The following is a 22,993-nucleotide window of genomic DNA, read 5'->3' as shown; positions in this document are numbered from 1 at the left end:
ATTTGCCAAGACGGCCAGTGATATAATCGGTCACACATCATCATAGCACTGTCAGTCGTTTGTCATAATGAAGCTGTCGTTTAGGCAATAAAAATTGACGCTGCGGTGTTATCATACGATGTTGATCAATACTGTTAAATAAAACCTACCTAAAAAAAGTTAGACGTCAGTGCTAGCATAAGGACAATAAAATGAATATGGCAACACAAGATGGTAAGCTTTGGATGAATGGCACGATGATCGAACAGCCAGATGCTAAAGTTCATGTGCTTACACATAGCTTGCATTACGGTATGGCTGTGTTTGAAGGCGTACGCGCTTACCAAACAGCGGATAATCGCACTGCTATTTTCCGCTTAAAAGAACATACCGAGCGTCTCCTTGGCTCAGCCAAAATCTTTCAAATGGACGTTCCTTTTGATGCTGCCACTCTAGAGCAAGCACACAAGGATGTGGTCAAGCAAAACAACTTGGCAGAAGCTTATATTCGTCCGCTCATTTGGGTAGGTGCAGAAAAACTTGGATTGTCTTCACGTGACAACAGCATCAATGCAATGGTTGCTGCTTGGCATTGGGGTGCTTATCTTGGTGAAGAGGGCATCAAAAACGGTATCCGTGTAAAAACGTCATCATATACACATCACATGCCAAACGTGACTATGTGCAAGGCTAAAGCCTCTAGTAACTATCCTGTGTCTATTATGGCCAACCAAGAAGTGACGCGTAATGGCTATGACGAAGCTATCTTAATGGATCCACAAGGGTTTGTATGTCAGGGCGCAGGCGAAAACTTATTCTTGGTAAAAAATGGTGAGCTACATACGCCAGACCTATCAGGTGGTGCATTAGACGGTATCACCCGTCGTACTATCTTGCAGTTCGCAGCTGACCTAGGTATCAATGTCATCGAACGCCGTATCACTCGTGATGAGTTTTACTTAGCTGACGAGATATTTATGACAGGTACTGCTGCTGAAGTGACGCCTATTCGTGAATATGACGATCGCATCATCGGTAATGGTGGCCGCGGTCCATTGACTGAAAAACTACAGACCCTATACTTTGATGTGGTTCATGGTCGTAATGAGAAATATATGGATTGGTTAAGCTTTATTGATTGATAATGACGTTACTTTAAAGACCAAAAAGGCTGAACATAATTGTTCAGTCTTTTTTTTATGCTAATATAGCCATCATATTTATTCATACGATTAAAGTGAGCAGTCAATGCCAATAGATTCTAGTACAGCCGATAATAAAAATATCAAACAAATTATTTGTATTAAGTGGGGTACAAAGTACGGTGCTGATTACGCCAATAAACTATATGGTATGGTATCTCGTAATATTACACCACCGTTTCGCTTTGTCTGTTTTACGGACGATACGACTGACGTACGTCCAGAAATCGAATGTCAAGAATTGCCACCATTAGATGTCACTATGCCAACGAATACGTTAGGAAAGTGGCCTAAATCTCGTTTGTGGGGTGAAAAGCTCGGTGATTTGACAGGGACAGTATTATTTGTAGATTTGGATGTGATTATCGTCGATAGTCTCGATCCTTTCTTTGAATATGGCGAGCCAAATGATGTTATCTTGTCTTATAACCCAAGTAATCCATTAGAGCGCCTAGGGCAAACGTCTTGCTTTAGATTCAAGGTCGGGTCGCTTGTCTCATTACAAGAGAAGTTCAAAGCTGATCCACAAGGTATCGCTGATGAGTATCGTTTTGAGCAACGCTTTGTCACCCGCAATGCACCAGGTGGCGTGAAGCTGTTTCCAAAGGCATGGGTGGCACACTTTAGACGTAAATGTCGCCAACCGTTTCCATTCAACTATTTTAAAGCACCAAAAATACCTAAAGGGGCACGTATAATTATTTTCCCTGGTGGACTATATCCTACTAACGCTATCAATGGACAGTACACATCTAAATCTGCTAATAATGTAAAAGATCACCTCAAGGCTCTAAAAAATCCTAAAAATATGAAGCATCCTATACGTCATTTGCGCCATTTCATCTTGCCCGTAGATTGGGTGAAAAAGTATTGGCAAGAGTAACATCAACACGATAATTATGAGATAGCTCATAAAAGTATTTGTTAAATCACAGGTGGTATTATGAAACCAAATGACGTCATCAAAGTTTTTGTAGGTTGCGATCCTAATAACTGCGATTTAGAGCAGATGATGGTACTCGACTATAGTATTCATATGCATACGAGTGTACCGGTTGAGATTATATGGATGCAGTTATCGCGCGATCCTGAAAGCTATTGGTATTCTAATCCTGAAACTAATGAAGGATGGAATACAACAAAGTGGGCCACACCTTTTTCAGGGTTTAGATGGGCTATTCCAGAATATTGCAACTTTTCAGGCAAAGCTATATACATGGATGCGGATGTGGTTGTCCTCAGCGACTTGAATGAGCTGTGGGAGCATCCTATTAGAGGAGAGTCAGTAGTAGCTGCAAAAACAAAAGCAAATATGACGCGTTTATGTACTTGTTTATGGGACTGCGAAAAAGCAAAAACGACCATATTACCGGTTGCTCAAATTAAAAAAGACCCTGATGGGCATCAGAAAATGATGGACTTGGTCAAAAATAACTCACAACTTGTAGAGTCTTATCGAGACAGCTATAACTGTATAGATGGTGAAGCAGAAGTTATTGAAGACATTAAAATATTACATTATTCAGATATGGGTACGCAGTTTAGTCACAAATACTCTTTAGCAAGAGTAGAGAAAGAAGGTTTTAAACATTGGTTTGATGGAAAAATCACGCCACATCCGAGACCTGAACTTGCTGAATTGTTTGATCGGTACTATACAGCTGCCCTTGAAGCTGACTATAAGTTAGAAGACTATAGAATAAAGCCTTTTGGTGCTTTTCCTAAAAAGACAAATAAACGTTATAAAGGAAATAAGATTACCAGACCAGAAAACGACAATAAGAAATCATTCTTTAAGCGTTTATTTAATATCTAGTCTCTATCTGCATTTAAAAATTTATATTTTATCTAACTAAAAACTATTACTGAGTGAAAATGCTAATCAATACATCGAAGAAAAATAAGATTGTACTATCTATAAACTCTCTACAAGGTGCTGGAGCTGAGCGCTTCGTTTTAACGATAGGCCGCGCTTTTCACCAATTAGGGTTTGATGTACACGTATTACGTTTTGACCCTAAAGTGGAATTTAGCTTAGATAATAATTTAACTTACCACTTGATTGATTATGAACGTTATCGCTGGTTACCTAAAGGCAGAGTTCGCAATACCATTCTTGCCAAAAAAGTGGATAGCTATATCGCTAAGTATATTGGTAAACCTATTTTACTTTTATCTAATCTTGAGCGTTCAGATAATATTTTTTGTTATAGCCAGCTGCCCAATATAGTATATGTTGTCCATAGTACTTTATCGTTATACTATGAGTTTGATCAGATAGATGATGTTGATAAATTGAAGTCAAAGATAAAGAATGTTTATTCAAAACATCTATGTGTATGTGTTAGTGATGGAGTCAAAAGTGATTTACTTAAATGTATAGGAAATACTGATTCTGTCAGAGCTATTCATAATCCTACTGATAGGGATGAAGCAAAAAGATTGGCTGAACTATTCATTCCTGAGTACCAAGACTATATTGTCCATGTTGGTAGTTTTAAAAAAGCCAAACGGCATGATATTTTACTAAAAGCTTATGCTCAGACTGATCAGTCAATGTCACTATTGTTAATAGGCCAAGGTAAGCTGAAAGAAGATATAGAAAAATTAATAATAGAACTTGGAATTGGCCATAAGGTTACCTTATTGGGTTTTTGTGAAAATCCTTATCCTTACATTAAACACGCACAATTTAAAGTATTGACTTCGGATAGAGAAGGGTGTCCTATGGTCATTCCAGAAGCTTTAGCGCTAGGTACTCCAGTGATCAGTACTGACTGTGAATCAGGACCTAGAGAAATGTTACCAGAAAAAAATCTAATGCCAATTAACGATATTAATGCTATTGCAAATAAACTAACTCAAGCGATGGAGAATTCACAACAGTTTTATACTCCATTTGATGAAGGGCTATTACCTACAGTTATTGCTCAGAAATATTTACAAGTTGTTCAGTATAATGTCAGCTAGTTCTATTCTAGCTACAGTCAACTTGATAAAATAGTAGGCTCGTTTAGTCTACTATTTTTAGTACTTTCACTCGCATTCCTTGTATCTGAATTATCTTGAACTGACTCTATATTCGTATAAATATATAACTAAAAGTGGGGTTTAGTGGCTAACTAATAAGCCAGCAACTACTAGCGTAGTTAATAGCACAACTGCGCCTAATACTCTATTTCGCTGTCGTATTTTCTGCCTTTTAAGCTTAGTATGGCCACGACTGGCTTGATACTGCTCAATATAAATTTCTCCATCATAGTCTTTATCAAATATTTTTATGTAGCCAGGATTCAGAGCTTCTACTTTTAAGGTGCTCTCAAGCTTATGCATGGCGCTGTCTAGGCTATCTTGATCTACCTGTGTTTGTTTACCATCTACCTGATCAGCTATCCACTGTTCAACCAGAGCAATAGTATTAGTTGTATTACTAAAGAACATAGTGCTTGCTAAGTAGTCATGTGACATACCGGGCATGCCTTTAGTTTTATAAAAAGCAACATCTGCAGTAATTCTATTAAAATAGTCTAGTGGTTTTTTTACTAGTGCATCGGCATCTAAATACAAAATATTTTTGTTCGGAAAGTTTTGTAGACATTCCAAAATAAAATGTGGCTTTATACGGGTATTGGCTTCCCAATACCCAGCATCTTCGACTTCTTTAAAATAGTAATCCAGATTAAAGTCATCAAGAGACTGTTTCAAATTCAAAGCATGATGTCGATAGCTCTCAGTATAGAAACAACATATTATAAAGCTATCTTGCGAATTGATGTTCTCAAAAAATAAGGGATAAGTGATTTCAATCATTGGTTACTCTATAAGTTTAGGTGTAGATAAAATAAGCACAGAATTTTACAACGGATCTGACCACCATTGCGTTTTATGATCTTTGTGCAATGCGCGTACAGTAGCAAACGCGCTGTCACCCTGCTGAAGCTTATCAAACATAAATAATAGTATGGTAGTGGCAAGTTCATCGGTAACATAAAAACTTTCATAGCGCTCACGCATATGCTTTAGTGTATCATCCGTACCAACACGAAAATAAGTAAGACCCTCGTATAAAGGCAGATCGCTATTATACAGTGCTTCAACATGTTCTTGGACTAAATGTAAGGGCTGATCGTTAGAAGAAATATGTAAAAATTTTTTGGTTTCATAAATTCGCAAAGTATTTATCAAGGTCGTCGCGTTCATCAAAATAGCTTTTCGAGTTGGATTCGGTGAATAATCAATAAATGTATCACAAGCTGATATAATCCAACGAAGAGACAAATGCTTAAGCAAATAATCCGCTTCGGTAGCCCACAAAGTCTCAAAATTAGCAAAAGTCTCAGTTGTTTTATATCCTCGGCGTAATAAAACAACGAGTGTCGCATGATAAAAGCACAGCTCTGATTGACCGATAAATTGATGCTTCAAATTATCTAAGTGACTTTGCAAATCTTTGATTCGAGGTCTAGTAGATATTGCCTCTAGGTCACACATGGATTCTGTGATCGTCGTAGCTTTCATCTCATCAGAACTTTTATTATCAAAAACTTTGATAATTTTACCTGCATTTAGCCGTTTTTCACTTTTGAATAATAGAATAGCTTTTCTTTGCCAACTTTTTGGTGCTGCCATGTGATACAACCTTAATTATAAATGCGACATTGATTTCAGTATTATTATTTTGACAAAGTTTAACTTATTTATCTACTGATAAACCATAAATAGCGTAATGGCTTTTTATCTAGCATAGACTCTGGAGTATCTGAATAAATTGTGAATAGCAGCAACACCTAAAATGAGCGATCTAAGAATAATTAATCTAAGTGATTAAATAAAGATGCTGAGACTGAAGAATGATTAATAACTGCTACCTTATGTTCTTTATATACTTTGCCTAGTAAATCAAATGAGGGCACGATACGATCGCTAATAGCTTTATCTAATTTAGAGGGTGCATTGTCATGTTTACTTTCATAAAATCTTGGCTGATTACTATTTAGCAAGTCAATACCATATAGATGTATTGTGGAAGCCTGCCGTGAAAAGGCCAATTGGGCAGCCACATAAGCGACTGTTCCAGCCTCTACAAATCCATAGGTGATATCTAGTGATACGCCAATAGGAAGAGACGTTTGTTGGTTATCAATAACGAAATTTGGATGATCTGAAAAGTCAGCTAGGGTTAGTCTTTTATTTTGTCTTATTTTGAATAAATTCGATATTTTTCTCCACAAAGTCTTTGGTTTTGTTTGGGTTAGGTTGTTTAATGGTCTATCTACAGCATATATAATTCTAATCGATTTTTGATACTGTTCTATTACCTCAGGATAATGATGAGCTATAGCTTCTACAACGCTTATAGTAGCGTATAAAGGCTGTCCATTATAACTCTCTATAAAAAAGTCAGGTTTATGTTTTATGAACCTCTCATCACTAATAACATAACCTACAACATTTTCAAATAAATGTTTATCTAATAAACTGAGGCTACCGTTAACAAAAATGCTAGATATAGCAAGTAAGTCTTGGTGAAAGTTTATTTCAGAGATTGATGGACCTGATGCAAATATATTGACAGCTTGTCCATTAAGATTTTGTTTATCTTCACGGCTGTCAAAAGTTTTTATCATGAACATCTGATCACTTACAGCGATATTAATACTCTTTGGAACCATCATTTCTTGTTCTCATCATGGTCAGTTCTGTCTTGTGGGGAGGACTGCTCAAGGTTAAGTATCATACCGATACTGTTAATATGAACATAATTTAATGTAGCTTCAAGGTAATTTACCTAACACTTAGTCGCTTCCAAATAAATCCCTAGTAAATACTTTATCCGCGACATCTTCGATATCTGTAGAGAGTCTATTAGCTACGATAACATCACTAACTGCTTTGAACTCGGCTAAGTCTTTTATGACTCGTGAGTTAAAGAACAGACTCTCCTCTAACACAGGTTCATAGACAACGACTTCGATACCTTTTGCCTTGATACGCTTCATGATACCTTGTATAGCAGACGCTCTAAAGTTGTCTGATCCGCTTTTCATAACCAATCGGTGTATGCCTACGACTTTTGGTTTTTGTTCAATAATTTTATCGGCTATGAAGTCTTTACGGGTACTATTGGAATCAACGATGGCTCTAATAAGGTTGCTTGGCACTTCGTCATAATTTGCCAATAGCTGTTTGGTATCTTTAGGCAAACAGTAGCCACCATAGCCAAATGATGGGTTGTTATAATGATCACCAATACGTGGGTCTAACCCAATACCTTCTATAATCTGTTTGGTTTCGAGCCCAAATGTTTGAGCGTAAGTATCAAGCTCATTAAAATAGGCCACGCGCATCGCTAAATAAGTATTAGAAAATAGCTTAATAGCCTCAGCCTCAGTGGGCTCTACAAACAGTAGCGGTATGTCCTTTTTGATGGCACCTTCAAGTAGTAAGTTAGCGAATAATTGAGCCCGTTCTGACTGTTCACCTACAATGATTCGAGAAGGGTAAAGATTGTCATGCAGCGCTTTACCTTCTCGCAAAAACTCGGGTGAAAAGATAATACGGTCAGTTGCATAACGCTCTCTAATACTTGCCGTATATCCTACTGGTACGGTAGACTTTATAATAATAGTCGCTTGTTGATTAACCAAAAGCACTTGCTCAATCACTGCTTCTACCGTTGATGTATTAAAGTAATTGGTCTTGGGATCATAATCAGTTGGTGTCGCCACAATAATAAAATCAGCCCCTACATAGGCCTTCGATGCACCAAGTGTCGCAGAAAAGTTGAGTTTTTTATTTGATAAAAAATCTTCAATATCTTCATCTTCAATAGGGGACTGCTGGGCATTTAATAAGTCAATTTTTTCAGGAACAATGTCGACAGCGACGACTTCGTTGTGCTGTGCCAATAGCATTGCATTCGATAAGCCTACGTAGCCTGTACCTACTACTGCTATTTTCATAGTACATCCAAATAATGTTAAGCTTTTATTGGTTTAAACCAAGATTGGGTGCTGCTAGTAATAGTTCAAGCTTGAGCTAACTTAATCTAGGTTTGCTCGCTGCTATTTTCTACCACGGATGCGGGTAAATCAGCTGAGACTTTATTCTCTATAGAGATACCGTTAAATCCTGCTCGTACTTTACTGAGTAAATGCCGAGCACCAGCGGTAGGTGAGACTAGCATATAAAGTTAGAACGCTGCAATAATTATGACCATAGATGCATTCATTTGGCTAACCTATCATGCCTATACCGTTAAAAAACCAAGCTGAGACACCAATGCCACCTATTATTCTATTTATTTTAAAAGCGCTTGAAGGTCGCGGTGCTGAGCGTATGGTTGCGACGTTGGCAAGCACTTATGCAGATATGGGCTATCGTACTCATATTCTATGTTTGGAAGCGACGCAAGATATGCTACTAGACGCTCGTGTGCAATATCACATCGTGCCATATGATGAGGTGTTTTCTGAGCAGAATCTCGACCCAGAATCTACGCAAGCACAAGCCTACGAATCAGTCGCTAAGCGTATTGACACTTACGTGCTTAGCCAAATAGGGAAGCCAGATTTGATACTGGCTAATATCTATAAAATAAACTGGATTATGACATATAGCCAGTTGCCAAACATCGTAAATGTACTGCATACGGCGCTATCTAAGCAGTTCCAAAACCAATTATTAGAGTCGCCAGTACAGACTATAAATCATTTGAAACTGGTCTATGGCGCTCATCCTTGTAGCTGTGTGAGTAAGGGTGCACACCAAGATTTGATTGCTCTTATAGGATATATCACCAAAACCACAACAATCTATAATCCTTGTGATGCTACTGGTATAAAGACCAAAGCAGCAGCATCTAGCCATCTTGAACATTTCGGATTAGTAGATAAAGAGTACATTATACATGTCGCCTCATTTGATGACATGAAAGGTCATCGAGACTTGCTACAGGCGTATGCCAAAACAGAACGAAAGCTGCCATTAGTGCTAGTAGGTAAAGGTAGGCTTGAAGCAGAGATTGAACAGTTGGCTGTCCAACTAAATATTAGCGATTGTATTAAGTTTTTAGGCTTCCAGACCAACCCTTATCCATTAATTAGATCAGCTGCACTGATGGTACTCACCTCTAAGTTTGAAGGCTTTGGCTATGTCATCGTAGAGGCGCAAGCACTGGGCGTACCAGTAATCAGTACGGATTGTCCTTTTGGTCCACGAGAGCTATTACCCGAGCAGAACTTGATTGCGGTAGGTGATATTGATGGCTTGGCCACTCTCATCGATCAAGCCATAGACAACCTTACAGATTATATCGTGCCGCTAAACCAGCAGTTACTGCCTGAACATATTGCAAGACAGTACTTAGCGTTTGGTTATGTTTTAGATTCAGATAAAAATGAGGGTTTATAACTTGTAGTGGTTCTTAATTAAACGCAATTAAGTAAAGGTTATTAACTGCGAGTCATTAACTAGAAAGTGTCGAATAGCGATTTAGAGATAGGAGAGTGATTGATGACAGGAACACCATGCGATTGATAGATTCTGCCGAGCAAGTTAAACGAAGGCACAATGCGCTCGTTCATGACTTTGCTGAGCATACTTGGTGCACTATTGTTTTTATTTTCATAAAACCGTGGTTGCTTACTGTTAAGCAGGTCAATACCATATAGATGAATACACGCTGCTTGACGCGAAAACGCCAATTGCGCTGCGACATAAGCAACGGTTCCTGCTTCCACAAATCCATGAGTAATGTTAAGAGAGACGCCGATGTCAGCCGCTTTATGATTACTATCAATAATAAAGTTTGGATTATTGATAAAGTACGATAGCGGCATTTTTTTATTGAGTAATTTTTTCTTAAAGATCAGCTTATTAAAAGATAGCTTGTTTGACTTCACTCCCCATGGCCTATCTACTGGGTACAACACTCGCATGGCATGATGGTACGTTCGCATAATATCAGGGTGCGTGGTGGCCATCGCTTCAAAGACAGCTAACGTTGCATATAGAGGTTGCCCTGTATAGTACTGCCGTAAAATCTCAGGCTGATGATTGATAAAGCGCGCATCACTGATGACGTAACCAGCAATATCGGTAAACTGATGCTGCCCAACCAGGCTGATACTGCCATTAACAAAAATAGTAGGCGTATCTAGTAGCTCTGTTAACGGCAGCTGCTGTATAGATGGTCCTGAGGCGATAATATTGACGTCTTTTCCATGCAGGCTTTGTTCAGGTTCATTGGCATTAAAAGCATTGATAATGATGAGCTCATTATCAATGTTGAACCCAGCGGTAGCAGGTAATCTCAAATATAGCGCCATACTATTTTCCAGTCGTTTATTTCACCTATCTTATATCTTAATACACTGCCTTTACGCTAATTATAAATTGCCTACATATGGTTAATTACTAAGCATTTATTGCCAATGGTCTTTCAACCATGGGCTTGGCTTCACATGCCGATACCATTTACCGCCACTACCAGCAATTGCATCTGGCGGGTTAATCTCACCATGGAAGATAACGATTTTTGCATCATCCGGCAGAGTAGGTGTGCGTACAAAGTTAAAAGGAAGTGACGCAATACATTGGTACTTAAAGCTAACACACCATGTTTTGTCCCAATACTCTAGGTGATGATGTTCACGCAAATAGTTAGAGAGGTAAGCCTGCTCGTGACGTACTTGGGTGCGAATGGTTTCAAAGTTCCGCTCAAAATTGGACAGCAAATCAGGATAGGTATTCATACCAATATTAAAGCGGTAGACGGAGCTGTTGCCAATCATGCGCCAAGGTTTTTTCCAGTCGCGGATGATGACGACGCTGTCCTCATGCTCAGCTTGATAAGTAAAAAACGCATCGATATTATCGACAATGACGATATCAATATCTAAAAATAGGGCCACACCTTTTAAATCATACAGCTCAGGTTTAAAGGTAGTCAGTTTTTTCCAACCACGTTCAGGACCTGCTGGCAAATCCATATCGGGTATCGGATAACAGGCAATCGCAGAGTCAATACCTGTGCTGTCATCGGTCAAGCAAACCATCTGAAAATCTAAGGTTAGATGTCGACTAACCATGTTGTAGAGACGATTGACGTATTCAGGACCATATTTGTCGCCCCATTTCATACAGATGATATAACGCTGTTCAGGAGCATTTATACTGGTTTGCTTAGGGTCTGTAGATGAGGTCTTAGTTACGTCAGATGTCATAATGCACTCGTATTGAGATAATAGTCAGATAAATGAAGGACTAATAAAAGTAAAAGAATATAGAGTTCAGCCAATATTAGCATAGCTGTGACTGATGGAACGTTTAAACTGATAGTACGTCTAAATAGTGCAACGTTAGGTTGGTGATGACTAATGATTGTCGAGCTTAGTGTTATCATTTTTAACAGTACTATCGTTTTTAACATTGTCGCTTTCAACATTGTCATTTTTAACGCTATCGTTGATATTACTATCAGAGCGACTAGAAACGTTAGAATGGTGAGATTGAATAAAGGCTGCTAAAGTCTCTTTATCTTTTTTATAAGGGTTGCCTAAGTTTGGTATACGCTTAAAACGTCGATAGCCCCACATATAATGACTGTAGTTGTCTGTAATCATACGCTCCATAGCCTGATTGAGAGCATGAGTCGCCACTTCAGCATTGCGGTCATACAAGGCTGGATCATCGAGTTTGTAGCAGTAAATATCAAAACCGCGTCCATCGGTACGGCGAATACAAGATAAGCCAACCAGCGCACATTTGGTTTTGCTGGCCAGTTTTGAGGCAAGTGTACTGGTCAATGTTTTGATACCAAAGAACGGAACGACAACGCCGCCTGATGGCTCTGGAACGTGGTCGGGCAGTACGATACTAAAACCACCTTGCTTGAGCGTTTTAAACACGGCTTTGACGCCGCTACCATCAGTAGGTACTAAAGTGGCATTAAGTCGCGCTCGACCCTGAAGGATAAACTCGTTAGCGAATTTGCCGTCAACTGGCTTATACATAATGGTTGGCGCACCAAACTGGTTGAGCCAAGCATTCATCATCTCCCAAGTGCCGAGATGCGGGACGATAGCAAGCATGCCATTTGGATTGGCAAGACCCTCTAAAAAAATGTCTTTATTATGGACATCACGAATCTGAGCGATACTCCATTCAGGAGGCATCGCCCAGCTTTTTATAGATTCAATACTGGTCAGACATTGATGATAAATAATGTCTTTGGTCAGCGCCCGTTTTTGCTGCTCAGACAATGTATGAGTAATCAGCGCCATATTGATCTGAATGGTACGCATGATACTTAAACTGGGTATCTTAATAATAACCCACGCAACAAAACGTGCCAGCATCTGCAGTACAGACAATGGCACGACTTTGAAAATATGATACGGATTCATGACCACTCACACGGTAATGAATCACGTAACAAGCACTGTAGACAGCAACCGCGCATCATTAAGCGATTTATTCAGCAGGCTTGCTGGTATCAGCCTGTGCTTTTTCACGCACACGGATACCAAGCTCACGTAGTTGTTTGCTATCAACGCCAGCAGGTGCTTGGGTCAATGGGCAATCAGCCGTTTTGGTTTTTGGGAAAGCGATAACGTCACGGATAGAGCTTGCACCTACCATCAACATGATCAAACGATCCAAACCAAATGCTAGTCCGCCATGCGGTGGCGCACCGAATTTTAGAGCATCAAGTAAGAAACCAAATTTATCTTCAGCTTCTTGCTCACCAATACCCAAAGCTTCAAGTACAGCTTGCTGCATATCATAAGTGTTGATACGTAAGCTACCACCACCAATCTCAGTACCGTTCAACACCATGTCATAAGCGATAGAAAGGGCAGACTCTGGGTTGTTTTTCAGTTCTTTAACTGAGCCTTTAGGCTTAGTGAACGGATGATGCATTGACGTCCAACGACCATCGTCAGTTTCTTCAAACATTGGGAAGTCAGTTACCCAAAGTGGTGCCCATTCACAAGTCGTCATTTCAAGATCGAGACCGATTTTTTGGCGTAATGCACCAATTGCATCATTCACGACACTTGCTTTATCCGCACCAAAGAAGATAATGTCGCCATCTTCTGCAGCAGTACGCTCGATCAAGCTCACAAGCACGTCATCAGTCATATTTTTGATGATTGGAGACTGTAGGCCAGACTCTTTGTCCACACCGTTGTTGATGCTGCTAGCGTCATTGACCTTGATGTAAGCCAAACCGCGTGCGCCATAGATACCAACAAACTTGGTATAAGCATCGATTTGCTTACGGCTTAATGAAGCGCCGCCAGGGATACGTAGGGCAGCCACACGACCTTTAGGATCGTTAGCAGGACCTGCGAACACTTTGAAATCGACATCTTTCATCAAATCTGCAACGTCGACCAGTTTTAGTGGAATACGTAAGTCAGGCTTGTCTGATGCATAGTCACGCATTGCTTCTGCGTAAGTCATGCGAGGGAACTGTTCAAACTCAACATCCATCATGGTCTTAAACAAATGCTTGATAAGGCCTTCGTTGATGTTCATGATTTCTTCTTCGTTCAAGAAAGAAGTCTCAATATCCACCTGAGTAAATTCAGGCTGACGATCGGCACGTAAATCTTCATCACGGAAGCATTTAGCAATTTGATAATAACGGTCAAAACCTGACACCATCAATAATTGCTTAAATAGCTGTGGTGACTGCGGCAGGGCAAAGAAGTTACCTGGACGAGTACGTGATGGTACAAGGTAATCACGCGCACCTTCAGGTGTTGCACGAGTCAAGATAGGTGTCTCAACATCCAAGAAACCATGATCGTCTAAATAACGACGAATCGCTGAAGTCGCCTTGGCACGGAACACCATACGCTCTTGCATTTGCGGACGACGCATATCAAGATAACGATACTTTAGACGCAGGTCTTCAGATACAGTCGTTTTTTCGTCATTCAATGGGAATGGCGGTGTTTCAGATTTAGCCAGTACTTCAATTTCTTTGCCCAATAGCTCAATTTGGCCACTGGTCATATTATTATTTTCAGTACCTTCATAACGGCGACGTACGCGGCCAGTTATCTTTAGCACGTATTCAGGACGTACAGCATCAGCTGCTGCGAAAGCTTCTGGGGTATCAGGGTCGACCACGACCTGTAAGATACCCGCGCGGTCACGCATGTCTAAGAAAATCACGCCACCGTGATCGCGACGACGATGTACCCAGCCTACGATACTAATGGTTTGCTCAAGCAAGCTCTCGGTTACGGCTCCGCAATACTCGTCTCGGTATTCGCTATGCGTCATAGTGCTTTGCGTCATAATATGGTTATCCAGTTATCAGCCCAATTCGAAGTACAATAATGCAGCCATTGTTGTGCGTTTCAAGCTATTTGCAAAAAAAACACACAAACAACGCGATTAAGACATATGGTCATCACGTTGGCTGCAGAAAATTTGATATAAACGCATATTATGCCTAATCTGCCTTTGTTATACAACCGGCTGAGTTCAATCAAAGAACGGGAGTCTGCAAGTATCTGACGTATTTATTCTGCGTTATTTATATTGGGTTAAATATTGTCATCATGCTTGAAAACACCGCTTAGTGTGCACATATCAACCGCACGCTAATAAAAACAGCCATATCAATATATTTACTGACTTGAGGATTTGTAACCATGCTATTTCATCCCCCTAAAAACCCTGTCGAGCTTAAAATACGCCACTTGAATGATGCTCAAAAGCAGCGCCGTGAAGATTTGATGGAAGCCACCCAAGGCAAAGCTGCCCTCAAACAGTTCAAAAAAGTCATGGCCAAAAAAGCCAAGCAAGCATTAAAAGCAAAAACTAAAAATAAGAAAAAACATACTGATGATAAGGCACAAGTTTTTGTGCTCGATTTTGACGGTGATATCAAAGCAACTGCGGTCAAACATTTGCGTGAAGAAATCAGTACTCTAATTAGTACCGCAAATAAAGGTGACGAAGTTATCGTCCGTCTCGAATCAGGCGGTGGTCTGGTACATGGTTATGGTTTGGCCGCAGCGCAATTGGTTCGCCTAAAGGATGCTGGCTTAAAATTGACGGTCTGTGTTGATAAAGTGGCGGCGAGCGGCGGCTATATGATGGCCTGCGTTGCAGACAAGGTAATAGCAGCACCATTCGCTATCATTGGTTCAATCGGTGTGGTGTCACAATTGCCAAACTTTCATAAATGGCTAAAAAACCATGACGTCGATTATGAGATGTTTACCGCTGGTGACTATAAGCGTACGGTGACTGTATTTGGTGAAAATGATGCTGAAGACCGTGCCAAGTACCAAGAAGAGCTAGAGCAGACGCATGAGCTATTCAAGCATTTTGTTAACACGTATCGTCCAGCACTTGATGTGACAAAAGTAGCTACGGGTGAGCATTGGTATGGCGAAGATGCGTTAAAGCTTAACTTAATTGATAGTCTACAAACTTCAGACAGCTATATTTTGGAACGTATGGAAGACAACGAAGTGTACGCACTATATTCACGTCAGAAGCCGACGTTAGCAGAAAAGTTAGGATTGGCTCAGGCAGCAGAAGCGACACTGAGTATGGCTGTAGATAAATTACCTGATGCACTTGCACGTTTTGATTTGAATAGTCGCCTAAATATTCTAAAATAATGTTAGTTATCATTACGATAGTTAAATAATGGTATTTTAGTGCTCAGAAGTTTTTAGATACATTGTTTATATTTTGTAAAAGGCGTGGCCTAGCTGGTCGCGCCTTTTTGCTGTTTATTGACAATTGCTGTGTTATAAATGTAGCACACGGAAAACAGTATACGTACGTGCACTAAAGCTCTAGTAGAGCTTTTTATCAACATTTGATTTAGACAATCAATAAAGAAAAGGAAGTCATTTATGTCTAACGACAATTTAATGTTTACCGCAACAGAACATGGTCAAGCCATGCATGCCAAAGTCAAAGCGTTCATCGAAACGAATATTGAGCCTATCGAAGCCCAATTCTGGGAAGATTGTCATAAGAAAAACCCTGATGGTAATTGGGAAAACTGGGAGTGGCCAGAAGCCTACGAAAACCTGCGCAAACAAGCACGTGAAGAAGGCTTGTGGAATTTATTCCTGCCAGATGACACACTAGGTGCAGGGCTTTCGGTAACTGATTATGCACCTATCGCAGAATTGACTGGCCGCAGTTTGCTAGCACCTCATGTATTCAACTGTAATGCCCCTGATAGCGGTAACATGGAGCTGTTATGGCGCTACGGTACTCAAGAGCAGCAAGACAAGTGGCTTACCCCAATTCTAGAAGGTAAGACACGCTCTGTATTCTGTATGACTGAACCTGATGTGGCGTCAAGTGATGCAACCAATATGCAAGCAACAGCGGTAGTAGATGGTGATGAGATTGTCATCAATGGTAGCAAGTGGTGGTCATCTGGTCTTGGCGATCCAGCAGTTGATGTCTTGATTGTGATGGCATATACCGCGGATGACAGTGCAGACCGTCATCATCAGCATTCGATGGTGCTTGTGCCAGTCAACACACCAGGTGTGAACATTAAACGTATGCTTAAAGTGTTTGGTGACTATGATGCACCGCACGGACACGGTGAGATTAGCTTTGAAAATGTACGTGTGCCTGTCAGCCACTTTATTGGTGGACCTGGTAAGGGATTTGAGATTGCGCAGGGTCGTCTAGGGCCAGGTCGTATTCATCATTGCATGCGCTGTATCGGTGCTGCCGAAAAATCTCTTGAGTTAGCGGTCAAGCGCGGCATGTCACGTACTGCCTTTGGTAAGCCATTACTACAATTGGGTGGTAACTTTGAGCGTATCAGCGAGGCTCGTATCAAAATCGACCAAGCACGCTTGCTCACATTGTACGCCGCCCAAAAAATGGATGCTCAAGGCACCAAAGCCGCATTGACTGAAATCTCTGCTATTAAAGTAGTGGCGCCAACTGTGCTACAAGAAGTCGTCGATATGGCGATTCAGATTCATGGTGGTATGGGCGTATGTCAAGATACCTTGTTACCAAACTTTTATGCGCAAGCACGTGTACTACGTTTAGCAGATGGTCCAGATGAAGTACATAAAACTATGATTGCTAAGCTAGAACTGAAACGTCAAGGCTTTAGTCGTTCTGCTAAATCTGACAAAGCTTAGCCTTAAGTTTGCTCTTAACAAACGGTTGTGTGAGTTAGTTTTGATTTGCTCACGCAACTATCAAGAATAAGCCAATCAAAATGCTAATTGAAAATTCACTATTAACGACTTAGTAGTGAATTTTTCATCACTAAAGCGAGTCCTCATTTCAAAAATAGTGAGAAGAATGAGATAAACTGAATTGAGAACTAGCTCGCATATCTGTTATAAAAATAAATGACCACATGATAAGGAATGTCTCATGGCAACTGATAATAAAGTACTAGACAAAGGCGGTGCCGTACGCGAAGGTGAAGAGCTTGATGCCAAAGCAGTCAGTGAATGGCTTCGCGATCAAGGTGTCGACGTGGTAGGCGAGCCTACGGTCACTCAGTTCTCAGGCGGCGCATCAAACTGGACGTATCGACTACAATATGAAGGTGAAGATAAAAACCAAGATCTCATATTACGTCGTCCACCAAAAGGTACCAAAGCAAAATCTGCCCATGACATGGTGCGTGAGTACACCGTTCAAAAAGCGTTAAAAGATGCTTATCCTTATGTACCTGAGATGATTGCGCTATGTACGGATGAAGATGTTATCGGCGCTGATTTTTATGTGATGGAGCGGATGGAGGGTATTATTCCTCGCGCAGAATTGCCAGAAGGTATCGATCTAAATCCTGAGCAAACGCGTCTGCTTTGTACCAATGTATTAGACGCTTTGGTAGAGCTACATCAGATAGACTATACCGAGCATCCTGATTTGGTCAATTTGGGCCGCGGTGAAGGTTACTGTGAACGCCAGATCAGTGGTTGGGATAAACGTTATGTCAAAGCAAAGACACCTAATGTACCGAGCTTTGCGCTGGTCAGACAATGGCTTGCTAAGCACACACCAGCTGATAGCAAAACTTGTATCATTCATAATGATTGGCGCTTTGACAATGTCATACTTGATGCGGATGAGTCGACCAAAGTGATTGGCGTGCTCGACTGGGAGATGGCAACCCTTGGCGATCCACTGATGGACTTAGGTAGTGCGTTGGCTTACTGGATTGAAGAAGATGACAATATCATCATGCAGCAGTTCCGTCGTCAGCCAACACATTTAGAAGGCATGATGACGCGTGATGAAGTGGTCGAATATTATCTAAAACAGTCAGGTTTAGAGATAGATAATTGGACCTTTTATGAAGTGTTCGGATTGTTCCGCCTCTCAGGCATTATTCAGCAAATCTACTATCGTTATTATCATAAGCAAACCACCAATCCAGCTTTCAAAAACGCTTGGCTCGTTATACATGTCATGCATGCTAAATGTCTCAAATTAATTGCGCAATATGAAGGCGAAGCTTTATTCAATGCGCATGTGCAGCCGCATTTAGAAGACATAGGCGTAGATGCTGCTGCTATTGAGCAGTTACCAAGTCCTGTTCAAAAAGTGGTCAAAAGTATTTTACCAAAAGGTTATTTTGCAAAAGCACCTGACTCTCCTGAAGCGTAAGCATTGAGCAAACCGTACTTTAGCAAATATGATAAAAGGTAATAATTTATGACAACCATACTTTTAGCACGTCATGGCCAAGCGTCTTTTGGACAAGAAAACTATGATCAACTCTCAGAACTAGGCACTGTTCAGGCACAAATGTTAGGTCAGCACTATGCAGCTACGCAGCGCCGTATTGATGCCATATTTACTGGTAGGTTGGTTCGGCAGCAAGACTCAGCACGTCATTTTTGGGAGCGTTACCAATCGTCTGTACATGCCAATAATAGCGATGGCACAGCTGTTGCGCCTGTAATCAACTTTGATCAGCCTGATAGTTATATTCTGCCGCAATTTGATGAATTTAATCATAAAGACGTGTTCGTTAAGTCAGCATCGGCATCGGGCAATCGATCTGACATCTCAGCTGAAATTGCCAAAGCAGAATCGCCAGCCACGCGATTGGCTGAGCTATTTGATCAAGCGATGCAGCGCTGGCATGCTGGTGACAATGATCAAGACTATCTTGAAAGCTGGCCACAGTTTAATAATCGTGCACAGCAAGCCCTTGAACAAGTACGTACGAAAGTAGCAAGCATGAGCTTAGATCAGGACAGCACCGTACTCGTATTCACTTCAGGCGGCGTCATCGCTGCAATCACTGCCCAGTTATTGCGACAAGGCAGTCAGACCGCTTATCAGCTGAATAAAAGCTTGGTTAATACGGGTGTGACCTCTATTACTTTAAAGAATCAAAGTTCTCGCTTGTTGTCTTTAAATGAATACAGTCATTTATTCTCTGATGGTAAACCATTCGTGACATGGCGATAATTTTGCGTGTAATTTTGCGAATAATGTAGTGTCATATCTGCTTAAAGTATAAGCCTTATCGACGTTTATACTAAGAAATACCAATTTGATTCTGTGCAATATCGATATACAAAGGACGGTACATGCAAAATAAATTAATAAAATTGGTTGCTAAAAGTGCGCGCCATAGCAAAAACCAGATAGTAGGCGCGGTTCGACCTGCAAGTTATCTAAAGGACTTGAAGAAGCAGCAAGTAGGCAGCGGTAAAACGGTGCTTATCACAGGTGCCAGTTCAGGTCTGGGCGAGGGCATGGCTAGACTATTTGCTAGCCTTGGCTACAACTTGGCCATATGTGCGCGTCGCATTGATCGTTTAGAGCATCTAAAATCGGAAATGATGGACAAGTACCCTGATATCCGAGTCGAATACCAAGCACTAGATGTGAGTGATTATGATACGGTTTTTCAAGTGTTTGATGCTTTTGCAGATGATTTCGGTAGCATTGAGCGAGTAGTGGTTAATGCAGGTATTGGTGATAGTCGCCGCATTGGTAAAGGGCATTTTGAAACCAACCGTCGCACTGCTGATGTCAATTTTGTAGCAGCACTGGCACAGTGTGAAGCCGCTATGAATATCTTCCGTGCTCAGAACAATGGGCATTTGGTCGTGATATCTAGCATGTCAGCCATGCGTGGATTGCCCAGACATCTGACAACCTATGGTGCAAGTAAAGCTGGTCTGGCTCACTTAGCAGAAGGCATTCGTGCTGATATGCTTTTGACCAATCTTCCTATCAAAGTTTCTACAATTTACCCGGGCTACATTCGCACTGAAATCAACGAAGGCTCTAAGCCATTGCCATTTGAAGTCGATACAGATACTGGTACTAAAGCCATTGTCGCGGCTATCGAAGCGGGTGTGGATGAAGCCTGTGTGCCGAGCCTGCCTTGGTCCATGGTCAGTCATGCGATGAAGCATTTGCCATTACAGGTAATGAATAAACTGAGCTAATCAAATCGGTTTTCTTAATGCTGAAAAGAAGAAGCCCACTACAATAATAGTGGACTTCTTCTATTTGCTCTGAAATAGCAGGGCAAGTATTACAACGTTTGAGGGTTGTCTGACATATGCTGTTCACGCAATTTTTGACGCAGTATTTTACCAACATTACTCTTTGGTAATTCACTGACAAACTCAATATGGCGTGGACATTTATAACCAGTCAAATTGTCCAGCGCAAATTCTTTGATGACTTCTTTAGTGACATTGTTATCGGCAGGTACGATATAGATCTTAACCGCTTCACCTTGATTTTCATCAGGAATACCGATCACAGCACAATCGACGATGCCATCACAATCGAGCATGACAGATTCGATTTCATTCGGGAATACATTAAAGCCTGAGACTAAGATCATGTCTTTCTTACGATCCAGTAGAGTAAAGTAACCCTTCTCATCCATGCTAACGATATCACCAGTACGGAAGTAACCATCACTGGTAAAGTCATTGGTATTGTCTGTATTGAAATAACCAGAGGTTACGTTAGGGCCTTTCATGCACATTTCACCAGCTTGATGTATGCCAAGACGATTACCTTCATCATCGATGATAATAGCATCGACGCTAGGTCCTGGAATACCAATAGTACCGTTAAATTTTCGGTCAGTAATAATATTATTGGTACCTACTGCCACACATTCCGTCATACCCCAACCTTCAATCATTGGGCAACCTGTTACTTCCAACCAGTGTGCTGCAGTTTGCTCAGTGGCTGCCATACCACCAGCCTGAGAAAGATGTAATGAGCTAAAATCTAGGTTCTTAAAGTTTGGTTGATCAAGCAGTCCTTTAAACAAGGTATTCACCGCAGGGAAAATATGGAATGGCTGCTTTGACAAGGTTTTGACAAAGCCTGGCATATCGCGCGGATTAGGTACTAGAATAAAGGTATAGCCCGAACGCATACCGAGCAAACTCAAAACAAAGGCAAAAATATGATATAGCGGTAACGCCATAACCATATTGATATATACTTCGTTGATACCTGAGGTCACAGGGCGGAACCATGCTTCTGATTGCATGGCAGCGGCTATAACGTTACGCTGTGTTAAGACAGCACCTTTAGATAGTCCAGTCGTACCACCTGTATACTGCAAAATAGCTTTTTGTTGTATGGTAGTCTTTGGTGCTTGAATCGGTAGGTTTTTTCCCTTTTTTAATACTTCAGGGAACTTAGTAACATTGTACTTAGGATCATTTAAGTTGTATTTAGGAACCAAGCGTTTGACCTGACGGATGACCGTATTGACCAAAATACCTTTTAGACCCATCATATCGCCCATTTTTGACAGCACGATACGTTTGATATTGGTCTCTTCAATGACTTGCTCTAAGGCTTGAGCAAAGTTGTCAACAACAAAGATAACCTGAGCGCCTGAGTCATTTAATTGATGACGCAGCTCACGGCCTGTATATAGTGGGTTTATTGGCGTACAAACGTAACCTGCACGCAAAATGCCAATCATAGTCGGTAGGTATTGTGGCACGTTCGGCATCATGAGAGCCACTACGCTGCCTTTAGGTAAACCTTGAGCCTGTAACCATGCTGCGACTGCCAGTGAAGCAGTATCAACATCACCATAAGTATGCGTAACACCCATACAGATAGACATCGGATGCATACGAAAGCGGTTAAAACACTCTTCATATAACTCTATGAGGCTTTCATACTGATCCGGATTAATCGTCTTAGGTACGTTTTCTGGGTATTGAGCAAGCCAAGGTTTATCTATAGTCATGATTAGCGTCCTTAAATATTAAAATAAATTAAGGCTCTATAAAAAAGTAGTCACATCCATGTCAACAATTTAAATTGCTGTTCCGTTAGCAAGAAATTGTCGAGTGTTATCCTATATATTCACATACTGCTAAAATACGAGGCCCTTATAAAGTTTGATTTAACCACAGAGCATAAATATCTCATCAGATTAAAAAAACAATTAATGTTTTGGTAATGAAAATAGCTACTAGTAAATACTGCTAATCAATCGATATGAGTCATAATTATATAAGATCAAAATAACAGAAAGTATAGTGACACATTTTGGCAATACATTAACATAACTACAACCGTGCCTGTTATTCTTATACAAGAACTTGATAGTTTACAGTTAAATTTGATAAATAAAATAATATATGTTGAATAATCAGAAATTACCTAGACAAATAATTTACTTTCTTATCAAGTAATTAACATGAAATTTATTCAAAAAATGTCATATAGCTGATATAAAATAGGGTAGTGTCGTAATTGAATGACAGAAGGTAAATATATAAAAAGAGCATTCTACATTAAATGTAAAA

The 22,993-nt window shown here is 40.5% G+C and carries 20 protein-coding genes; 10 read left to right on the top strand and 10 right to left on the bottom strand.

Annotated features, from left to right (window positions below; all coding sequences use genetic code 11):
* Positions 1-191 precede the first annotated feature (191 nt).
* The 4 genes from Q0788_RS13135 to Q0788_RS13120 all read left to right on the top strand — a co-directional run bounded on the left by Q0788_RS13135 (position 192) and on the right by Q0788_RS13120 (position 4,151).
* Positions 192-1,121, top strand: coding sequence for a branched-chain amino acid transaminase (locus Q0788_RS13135; RefSeq protein ID WP_238069605.1), 930 nt, complete (start codon positions 192-194; stop codon positions 1,119-1,121).
* Between the two features lie 106 nt (positions 1,122-1,227).
* Positions 1,228-2,064: a glycosyl transferase gene (locus tag Q0788_RS13130; RefSeq protein WP_298811403.1), complete on the top strand. Its 837-nt coding sequence runs from the start codon at positions 1,228-1,230 to the stop codon at positions 2,062-2,064.
* Between the two features lie 60 nt (positions 2,065-2,124).
* Entirely contained in the window at positions 2,125-2,997 is an 873-nt protein-coding gene (locus tag Q0788_RS13125) for a glycosyltransferase (RefSeq protein ID WP_298811400.1), read from the top strand.
* Positions 2,998-3,056: 59 nt separating this feature from the next.
* Positions 3,057-4,151, top strand: coding sequence for a glycosyltransferase (locus Q0788_RS13120; RefSeq protein WP_298811397.1), 1,095 nt, complete (start codon positions 3,057-3,059; stop codon positions 4,149-4,151).
* Positions 4,152-4,292: 141 nt separating this feature from the next.
* Here Q0788_RS13120 and Q0788_RS13115 read toward each other — a convergent pair whose 3' ends face one another.
* From Q0788_RS13115 to Q0788_RS13095, 5 genes are all read right to left on the bottom strand, one after another.
* Positions 4,293-4,991, bottom strand: coding sequence for a putative nucleotide-diphospho-sugar transferase (locus Q0788_RS13115; RefSeq protein ID WP_298811395.1), 699 nt, complete (start codon positions 4,989-4,991; stop codon positions 4,293-4,295).
* A gap of 45 nt (positions 4,992-5,036) precedes the next feature.
* Positions 5,037-5,810 carry a hypothetical protein gene (locus Q0788_RS13110; protein ID WP_298811393.1) on the bottom strand — a complete coding sequence of 258 codons (774 nt, stop codon included), beginning with the start codon at positions 5,808-5,810 and terminating at the stop codon, positions 5,037-5,039.
* 182 nt (positions 5,811-5,992) lie between these two features.
* Entirely contained in the window at positions 5,993-6,856 is an 864-nt protein-coding gene (locus Q0788_RS13105; RefSeq protein ID WP_298811391.1) for a hypothetical protein, read from the bottom strand.
* A gap of 120 nt (positions 6,857-6,976) precedes the next feature.
* Entirely contained in the window at positions 6,977-8,143 is a 1,167-nt protein-coding gene (locus Q0788_RS13100; protein WP_298811389.1) for a nucleotide sugar dehydrogenase, read from the bottom strand.
* A gap of 86 nt (positions 8,144-8,229) precedes the next feature.
* Positions 8,230-8,367 carry a hypothetical protein gene (locus Q0788_RS13095; protein ID WP_298811388.1) on the bottom strand — a complete coding sequence of 46 codons (138 nt, stop codon included), beginning with the start codon at positions 8,365-8,367 and terminating at the stop codon, positions 8,230-8,232.
* Between the two features lie 59 nt (positions 8,368-8,426).
* Between Q0788_RS13095 and Q0788_RS13090 the strand changes: the two genes are divergently transcribed.
* Positions 8,427-9,593: a glycosyltransferase gene (locus tag Q0788_RS13090; RefSeq protein WP_298811386.1), complete on the top strand. Its 1,167-nt coding sequence runs from the start codon at positions 8,427-8,429 to the stop codon at positions 9,591-9,593.
* A 59-nt stretch (positions 9,594-9,652) separates the two neighbouring features.
* Here Q0788_RS13090 and Q0788_RS13085 read toward each other — a convergent pair whose 3' ends face one another.
* The 4 genes from Q0788_RS13085 to aspS form a co-directional block, all read right to left on the bottom strand.
* On the bottom strand, positions 9,653-10,498 hold the full coding sequence (locus Q0788_RS13085; RefSeq protein ID WP_298811384.1) for a hypothetical protein: 846 nt from the start codon (positions 10,496-10,498) through the stop codon (positions 9,653-9,655).
* Between the two features lie 108 nt (positions 10,499-10,606).
* Positions 10,607-11,323 (bottom strand): glycosyltransferase, encoded by a 717-nt coding sequence (locus Q0788_RS13080; RefSeq protein ID WP_298811433.1) that lies wholly within the window; start codon positions 11,321-11,323, stop codon positions 10,607-10,609.
* A 234-nt stretch (positions 11,324-11,557) separates the two neighbouring features.
* A complete protein-coding gene (locus tag Q0788_RS13075; RefSeq protein WP_298811382.1) occupies positions 11,558-12,589 on the bottom strand; it encodes a lysophospholipid acyltransferase family protein in 1,032 nt (343 codons plus the stop codon).
* A 67-nt stretch (positions 12,590-12,656) separates the two neighbouring features.
* Positions 12,657-14,483, bottom strand: a complete 1,827-nt coding sequence (aspS, locus tag Q0788_RS13070; RefSeq protein ID WP_298811430.1) for an aspartate--tRNA ligase — start codon at positions 14,481-14,483, stop codon at positions 12,657-12,659.
* 374 nt (positions 14,484-14,857) lie between these two features.
* On the opposite strand from aspS, the gene sohB reads away from it, so the two are divergent.
* From sohB to Q0788_RS13045, 5 genes are all read left to right on the top strand, one after another.
* A complete protein-coding gene (sohB, locus tag Q0788_RS13065; protein ID WP_298811380.1) occupies positions 14,858-15,838 on the top strand; it encodes a protease SohB in 981 nt (326 codons plus the stop codon).
* 258 nt (positions 15,839-16,096) lie between these two features.
* Positions 16,097-17,347 (top strand): acyl-CoA dehydrogenase family protein, encoded by a 1,251-nt coding sequence (locus Q0788_RS13060; RefSeq protein WP_298811428.1) that lies wholly within the window; start codon positions 16,097-16,099, stop codon positions 17,345-17,347.
* A gap of 241 nt (positions 17,348-17,588) precedes the next feature.
* Positions 17,589-18,833, top strand: a complete 1,245-nt coding sequence (locus Q0788_RS13055; protein WP_298811378.1) for a phosphotransferase family protein — start codon at positions 17,589-17,591, stop codon at positions 18,831-18,833.
* A 48-nt stretch (positions 18,834-18,881) separates the two neighbouring features.
* Positions 18,882-19,646 carry a histidine phosphatase family protein gene (locus Q0788_RS13050; protein WP_298811376.1) on the top strand — a complete coding sequence of 255 codons (765 nt, stop codon included), beginning with the start codon at positions 18,882-18,884 and terminating at the stop codon, positions 19,644-19,646.
* A gap of 122 nt (positions 19,647-19,768) precedes the next feature.
* Positions 19,769-20,638 (top strand): SDR family oxidoreductase, encoded by an 870-nt coding sequence (locus tag Q0788_RS13045; RefSeq protein ID WP_298811373.1) that lies wholly within the window; start codon positions 19,769-19,771, stop codon positions 20,636-20,638.
* An 89-nt stretch (positions 20,639-20,727) separates the two neighbouring features.
* Here the strand turns inward: Q0788_RS13045 and Q0788_RS13040 are convergent, their stop codons facing one another.
* Positions 20,728-22,428 (bottom strand): AMP-binding protein, encoded by a 1,701-nt coding sequence (locus Q0788_RS13040; RefSeq protein ID WP_298811370.1) that lies wholly within the window; start codon positions 22,426-22,428, stop codon positions 20,728-20,730.
* Positions 22,429-22,993 lie beyond the last annotated feature (565 nt).

Origin of the sequence: uncultured Psychrobacter sp. (assembly GCF_947500265.1) — a bacterium.
Classification (GTDB): Bacteria; Pseudomonadota; Gammaproteobacteria; order Pseudomonadales; family Moraxellaceae; genus Psychrobacter.
This window is presented reverse-complemented; position numbering and strand designations above follow the sequence as displayed.

What these genes read in the sequence shown, in the direction of transcription:
- Q0788_RS13135 (WP_238069605.1), top strand. Translation starts at nt 192, where the DNA reads ATGAATATGGCAACACAAGATGGTAAGCTTTGGATGAATGGCACGATG.
- Q0788_RS13060 (WP_298811428.1), top strand. Translation starts at nt 16,097, where the DNA reads ATGTTTACCGCAACAGAACATGGTCAAGCCATGCATGCCAAAGTCAAA.
- Q0788_RS13090 (WP_298811386.1), top strand. Translation starts at nt 8,427, where the DNA reads ATGCCTATACCGTTAAAAAACCAAGCTGAGACACCAATGCCACCTATT.
- Q0788_RS13075 (WP_298811382.1), bottom strand. Translation starts at nt 12,589, where the DNA reads ATGAATCCGTATCATATTTTCAAAGTCGTGCCATTGTCTGTACTGCAG.
- Q0788_RS13110 (WP_298811393.1), bottom strand. Translation starts at nt 5,810, where the DNA reads ATGGCAGCACCAAAAAGTTGGCAAAGAAAAGCTATTCTATTATTCAAA.
- Q0788_RS13055 (WP_298811378.1), top strand. Translation starts at nt 17,589, where the DNA reads ATGGCAACTGATAATAAAGTACTAGACAAAGGCGGTGCCGTACGCGAA.
- Q0788_RS13125 (WP_298811400.1), top strand. Translation starts at nt 2,125, where the DNA reads ATGAAACCAAATGACGTCATCAAAGTTTTTGTAGGTTGCGATCCTAAT.
- Q0788_RS13115 (WP_298811395.1), bottom strand. Translation starts at nt 4,991, where the DNA reads ATGATTGAAATCACTTATCCCTTATTTTTTGAGAACATCAATTCGCAA.
- Q0788_RS13050 (WP_298811376.1), top strand. Translation starts at nt 18,882, where the DNA reads ATGACAACCATACTTTTAGCACGTCATGGCCAAGCGTCTTTTGGACAA.
- Q0788_RS13045 (WP_298811373.1), top strand. Translation starts at nt 19,769, where the DNA reads ATGCAAAATAAATTAATAAAATTGGTTGCTAAAAGTGCGCGCCATAGC.
- aspS (WP_298811430.1), bottom strand. Translation starts at nt 14,483, where the DNA reads ATGACGCATAGCGAATACCGAGACGAGTATTGCGGAGCCGTAACCGAG.
- Q0788_RS13100 (WP_298811389.1), bottom strand. Translation starts at nt 8,143, where the DNA reads ATGAAAATAGCAGTAGTAGGTACAGGCTACGTAGGCTTATCGAATGCA.
- sohB (WP_298811380.1), top strand. Translation starts at nt 14,858, where the DNA reads ATGCTATTTCATCCCCCTAAAAACCCTGTCGAGCTTAAAATACGCCAC.
- Q0788_RS13120 (WP_298811397.1), top strand. Translation starts at nt 3,057, where the DNA reads ATGCTAATCAATACATCGAAGAAAAATAAGATTGTACTATCTATAAAC.
- Q0788_RS13130 (WP_298811403.1), top strand. Translation starts at nt 1,228, where the DNA reads ATGCCAATAGATTCTAGTACAGCCGATAATAAAAATATCAAACAAATT.
- Q0788_RS13105 (WP_298811391.1), bottom strand. Translation starts at nt 6,856, where the DNA reads ATGATGGTTCCAAAGAGTATTAATATCGCTGTAAGTGATCAGATGTTC.
- Q0788_RS13080 (WP_298811433.1), bottom strand. Translation starts at nt 11,323, where the DNA reads ATGAAATGGGGCGACAAATATGGTCCTGAATACGTCAATCGTCTCTAC.
- Q0788_RS13040 (WP_298811370.1), bottom strand. Translation starts at nt 22,428, where the DNA reads ATGACTATAGATAAACCTTGGCTTGCTCAATACCCAGAAAACGTACCT.
- Q0788_RS13095 (WP_298811388.1), bottom strand. Translation starts at nt 8,367, where the DNA reads ATGCTAGTCTCACCTACCGCTGGTGCTCGGCATTTACTCAGTAAAGTA.